Origin of the sequence: Bradyrhizobium australafricanum, from assembly GCF_020329495.1 — a bacterium.
GTDB lineage: Bacteria > Pseudomonadota > Alphaproteobacteria > Rhizobiales > Xanthobacteraceae > Bradyrhizobium > Bradyrhizobium australafricanum.
In genome coordinates this window covers 1-5,338 of record NZ_JAGKJL010000145.1, presented here as the reverse complement: position 1 = coordinate 5,338, position 5,338 = coordinate 1, and the positions used below count along the sequence as shown (strand labels likewise).

General features: G+C 65.0%; 5 protein-coding genes and 1 pseudogene. 2 read left to right on the top strand and 4 right to left on the bottom strand.

What is annotated here, in order from left to right; genetic code table 11:
• From J6525_RS45910 to J6525_RS45895, 4 genes and pseudogenes are all read right to left on the bottom strand, one after another.
• A pseudogene (locus J6525_RS45910) lies at positions 1-388 on the bottom strand (IS5 family transposase); the annotation flags it as partial.
• A 306-nt stretch (positions 389-694) separates the two neighbouring features.
• Positions 695-1,339 carry an N-acetyltransferase gene (locus J6525_RS45905; protein WP_225649554.1) on the bottom strand — a complete coding sequence of 215 codons (645 nt, stop codon included), beginning with the start codon at positions 1,337-1,339 and terminating at the stop codon, positions 695-697.
• Between the two features lies 1 nt (position 1,340).
• A complete protein-coding gene (locus J6525_RS45900) occupies positions 1,341-1,991 on the bottom strand; it encodes a 3-oxoacid CoA-transferase subunit B (RefSeq protein ID WP_018268725.1) in 651 nt (216 codons plus the stop codon).
• Positions 1,992-2,015: 24 nt separating this feature from the next.
• On the bottom strand, positions 2,016-2,723 hold the full coding sequence (locus J6525_RS45895; protein WP_016842309.1) for a CoA transferase subunit A: 708 nt from the start codon (positions 2,721-2,723) through the stop codon (positions 2,016-2,018).
• Between the two features lie 244 nt (positions 2,724-2,967).
• Here J6525_RS45895 and J6525_RS45890 point away from each other — a divergent pair, with 244 nt between their 5' ends.
• Positions 2,968-4,935 carry an AsmA family protein gene (locus J6525_RS45890; protein ID WP_225649553.1) on the top strand — a complete coding sequence of 656 codons (1,968 nt, stop codon included), beginning with the start codon at positions 2,968-2,970 and terminating at the stop codon, positions 4,933-4,935.
• 191 nt (positions 4,936-5,126) lie between these two features.
• On the top strand, positions 5,127-5,338 hold a 212-nt coding region (locus tag J6525_RS45885), incomplete at its 3' end, for a transposase (protein WP_225647790.1).

The following is a 5,338-nucleotide window of genomic DNA, read 5'->3' as shown; positions in this document are numbered from 1 at the left end:
ATCTTGGTGGTCAGTCCACCTCGGGAACGCCCCAGCGCCTGATCTTTGGCCCCCCTTTTCCGCTCGTCGCCTGCTGGTGGGCGCGAACGATGGTGCTGTCGATCATCAGATACTGGTTGTCGCGATCGGCGGTCAGAGCAGCGAACACGCGCTCCCAGACGCCGGCATGGCACCAGCGGCTGAAGCGCTGATGCACCGTTTTCCACTTGCCGTACCGTTCCGGCAGGTCGCTCCAGTGTGCGCCCGATCGCAAAACCCACAAACATCCGTTGACGAACAGTCGATTGTCCGCAGCCGTCCGTCCCGGGTCGCCAGCTTTCCCCGGCAGCAGTGGCGCAATCCTCGCCCATTGCGCCTCCGTCAGCTCATATCGTTTCGCCGCCACCATCTGCTCCGTGTCTCGAATCACGGAACTCTATGAATCAGCGATCAAACCGCTTGGGAATCCTGAATGTCGATCGGTCCTAGCGTATATACATATCCTCCGCAGTCTTTCCGGAGTCTTCTCAAAGAGTTGGCCGAAAACCGCAGAGAACTTACTCATCTGCACTAGGGTTGCGCCCGCCGATTTCGGCTCTCGCCTAGTAGCTAACCCCTTGATGATGAGTCGGTTTTCTAGCCTCGAAGAGATGTGTAAATGCCCTAGTGCTTTCGCAGGGACGACAGCGGAGTATGTGGCCGCGTACCGCCCCACTCACATCGCCCGCGCAAATCTGCGAAAGCCGGGCGCGCCGGTCAGCGCTTCGAAGGCGGCGTCGCGCTTCTCTTCGGCGAAGGTGAAGCCGGCCCTGGCGTAGCAACGTTCAGCGGCGTCGTTGCCGATCAGGAACGAGATCGATGCCTGCGTGTAACCGGCCGCCTTGCCGTCGGCGAGTGCGCGGCGGATCAAGTCCTGCACCAGACCGCCGCTGCGATGGGACGCTTGTCGGGCGACATGCTCGATCAGCCAGTCGCCCTCGCCGCCTTGTACCCAGCAGTTACGGGCATAGCCGCCGCGCGCGACGATGGCATCGGCGTCCATGCCGGTCTCTGCTGCGACTTCCTCGATCGCCGCACGTGCCGCGACGACAGTTCCGGATGCCGGCATCGCGCACAGCGCGGCGGCCGGCACGCCATCGACTTCAGCGATCAGGAAATGGGCGACGTGATACCATGACCGCACCCGCGCCACCGCGAGCCGTGTCACGAACGCCAAGCATTCCGCCTCGCCCCGGTCGAGCGCGATGTCGAACCAGCCGCGCGGCAACGGGCCGCGCTGCGCGGCCAGGACAATGCGGGCGATGAAGCCGGCGTCATCGGATCGTGCGGGACGGATCGAGGATCGTCCCGCGCCGATCATCTCAGGTGTTCTTCAGCGCGACGCGGAATTCGGCCTCGGTCTTGGCCTTGACCTCGTCGAGCGTGACGCCGTCGGCGAGCTCGATCAGCGCCATGCCGTCCTTGCCGTGCTTGTCGATGGTGAACACCGCCAAATCCGTGACGACCATGTCGACCACGCGTTCGCCGGTCAGCGGCAGGTTGCACTGCTTGAGCAGCTTCGGACCGTCCTTGGCGGAATGCTCCATCACGACCACGACGCGCTTGACGCCGGCGACGAGGTCCATAGCGCCGCCCATGCCCTTCACCATCTTGCCGGGGATCATCCAGTTGGCGAGGTCGCCGTTCTGCGCCACCTGCATGGCGCCGAGGATCGACAGATCGATATGGCCGCCGCGCACCATGCCGAAGGAATCGGCCGACGAGAAATAGCTGGTCGAGGGCAGCTCGCTCACGGTCTGCTTGCCGGCGTTGATCAGGTCGGCGTCGACCTCGTCCTCATAGGGGAACGGGCCCATGCCGAGCATGCCGTTCTCGCTCTGCAGGCTGACGTCGATGCCGTCGGGGATGTAGTTCGAGACCAGCGTCGGAATGCCGATGCCGAGATTGACGTAATAGCCGTCGCGCAACTCCTTGGCGGCGCGGGCGGCCATCTGTTCACGGGTCCAGGCCATGTGGCTCTCCTGAAGAAATGGGTTTTAGGCGGCGGGCCGCGGACGGGTGTTGCGGAACTCGATCCGCTTCTTGCCGGTCCCGACCTCGACGATGCGTTTGACGAAGATGCCGGGGGTGTGGATGTGGTCCGGATCGATCTCGCCGGCCGGCACCAGGTGCTCGACCTCGGCCACGGTGACCTTCGCGGCGGTCGCCATCATCGGGTTAAAGTTGCGCGCGGTCTTGCGGTAGACGAGGTTGCCGGCGGTATCGCCCTTCCAGGCATGGACGATGGCGACGTCGGCGAACAGGCCGCGCTCCATGATGTACTTCTCGCCGTCGAATTCCTTCACTTCCTTGCCCTCGGCGATCAGCGTGCCGACGCCGGTCTTGGTGTAGAAGGCCGGGATTCCGGCGCCGCCGGCGCGGATGCGCTCGGCCAGCGTGCCCTGCGGGTTGAACTCGAGCTCGAGCTCGCCGGCGAGGTACTGCTGGGCGAACAGCTTGTTCTCGCCGACATAGGACGAGATCATCTTCTTGATCTGGCGGGTCTCCAGCAGCCGGCTGAGGCCGATGCCGTCGACGCCGGCATTGTTGGAGACGACGGTGAGGCCCTTGACGCCGGACTCGCGGATCGCGTCGGACAGGGTCTCGGCGATGCCGCAGAGGCCGAAGCCGCCCGACATGATCATCATGCCGTCCTTGAGGAGACCATCGAGTGCCGATTTGGCGTCGGGATAAACTTTGTTCATGCAGCGAATACCTGATGGAGGGCGCGGAACGGCTGTGGCAAAGCGGATTATTAGGCGAAATCTTCGCAATGCGTCAATCACGGCCCGGTGCGGCGACGGGCGGCGGCCCGCGGCAGCAACATGGCCTTGAAAGCGACAAGAAAACCCTTCAAGTTGCGTGGGTTGGCAGGGGCCTCCGGCGAGAGCCCGCTGTGTTCGACGACGACCCGACAAAATTCAACCCGACCCGGATATGTCATTGACGATGGCCCAAGGAATTAAGCGCCTGGGGATGCCGATCGCGGCGCTTTTCGGCCTGGCGCTGGTCGGGCTGGTCGGAACGTCGTGGTTCCTCAACCGGGACGCGCTGCAGCGCGCGGTGGAGGCGCAGATCCGCGCCGTGACCGGGCTCGAGCTCGTCGTCAACGGTCCGATCGACGTCTCGGTTTTTCCGGGCAGCTACGTCTCCTTTCATAATGTCGGGCTGAAGGGCGCCGATACCATCGGCCCCGCCCTCCAGGTCGACGTGCTGACCGCCAATCTGCGCCTGCTGCCGCTGTTGCTGCGGCGGTTCGAGATTGCCGACGTCATGATGCTCCGTCCGCATATCCATGTGGTCCGCGACGGCGCTGGCGAGAGCAATTGGACGCCGTTCGTCGAGACCATCGCCAAGGCGATGACGCCCGGCGCCGAGAACCAGGTGTCGTTCTCCGAAATCCGGATCCAGGACGGCGAGCTGAACTACCAGGACGGCACCAACAACATCTCCGAGCAGCTCGGCGATATCGACCTGTCGTTGGCCTGGCCCTCGATCTCGCGCTCCTTCGCCGCAACCGGCCAGTTCGACTGGCGCGGCGAACGCGTCGACGGCTCGATCAGCGCCAGCGACTTCGTCGCGCTGTTATCGGGCGACCGCTCCGGCCTGAAGGCACGGCTCGCCAGCGCGCCGCTGAAGGTTGCTTTCGACGGAACCGTCGCCAACCGCACCAGCCTGATGATGGAAGGCGTCGCCACCATGGACTCACCGTCGCTGCGCAACGCGTTGCGCTGGATGGGCCAGGCCCCGCCCGGCGGCGGTGGCGGCTTCGGCCGCTTCGCGCTGAAGGCCCGCGCCAATGTGGTCGGCGGCTCGGTCGCGCTCACCAATGTCAATGTCGAGCTCGACGGCAACGTCGCCGAGGGCGTGATGACCTACGCCAATAACGGCCGGCAGACGCTGCAGGCGACGCTTGCCGCCGGCAATCTCGATTTCACGCCTTACATCTCGACGTTCCGCCTGCTGGCCAGCGGCCAGCGCGACTGGAACAGGCAGCTGTTCGACCTGTCCTCGCTGTCGTCGACCGATCTCGACATGCGCCTGTCGGCGGCCAAGGTGACGGTCGGCCCGTCCAAGCTCGGCCGCACCGCGTTCGGCGCCAATCTGCGCGGAGGCGCGCTGGCGCTCAGCGTCGGCGAGGCGCAGATGTATGGCGGCATCGCCAAGGGCTCGTTCGCGATCGCGCGCTCGGATGCGGTCGCCGACGTCAGGGCGCAATTCCAGTTCACCGATGTCGATTTGCAGGCCTGCGCCAGCGAATTGTTCGGCATCAACAAGCTGTCCGGCCGCGGCAACCTGAACGTCTCGCTGACCGCCTCGGGCTCGAGCCCGTTCGGGCTCGCGTCGTCGCTCGACGGCACCGCGACGCTGAACGGGCATGACGGCGCGATCGCGGGCTTCAATGTCGAGCAGCTATTGAAGCGGCTGGAGAAGCGGCCGCTGTCCGGCGGCGGCAATTTCCGCTCCGGCTCGACGCCCTACGACAATCTCAGCATCTCGGTGAAATTCGCCGACGGCGTCGCGACCGCTGACGACATTCATGTCGAAAGCCCCACGGCGAAGATCACGCTGACCGGCACGGCCTCGGTGCCGTCGCGCGAATACGATCTCAAGGGCGTCGCCAGCCTGACCTCGGCATCGGCCGGCGGCAACGGTTTCGATCTGCCCTTCGTGATCCAGGGCCCGTGGGACGATCCGCTGATCTTCCCCGATCCGGAAAGCCTGATCCGCCGCTCGCCGGCCTCCGCTCCGCTGCTTGATGCGGTGAAGGATCGCAAGACCCGCGACGCGGTGCGCTCGGTGATCGAGCGCTTCACCGGCGGAGGAGCCGCACGGCCCGCGGCGGCGCCCGATGCTGCGGCAGGCACGCCCGGCGGCGCACCGGCGGCGTCGGCCGAGAATGCGAAGTCGAACTGATCGAATCCATTCACTTTGCGCATCGATGCACCGGGACCGATCCACGCGCTCGCCGCAAACCCCTACACAAGTCGGCGGCGCGACATCTTTATCGGGTCACGGGCATGCGCTAGGTGGTGTGGACTCTAAGGATTCCCTTTTAGGAGCAAATCAGATTCAAGGCTGCTTTTGGGGAGGCCGCCTTGGGTGTGATGGACCGTTTGGTATTGAGCGACGCGGCGTGGGAGCGGATGGCGCCGTTGATCATAGGGCGGCCCGATCAGAAGGGCTCGACCGGGCGCGACAACCGAATGTTTGTTGAAGGAGTGCTGTGGATCGTGCGTACGGGGTCTCCCTGGCGCGATCTCCCGGAGGTCTTCGGCGATTGGAACAGCGTGTTCCGGCGCTTCAGCCGATGGAGCAT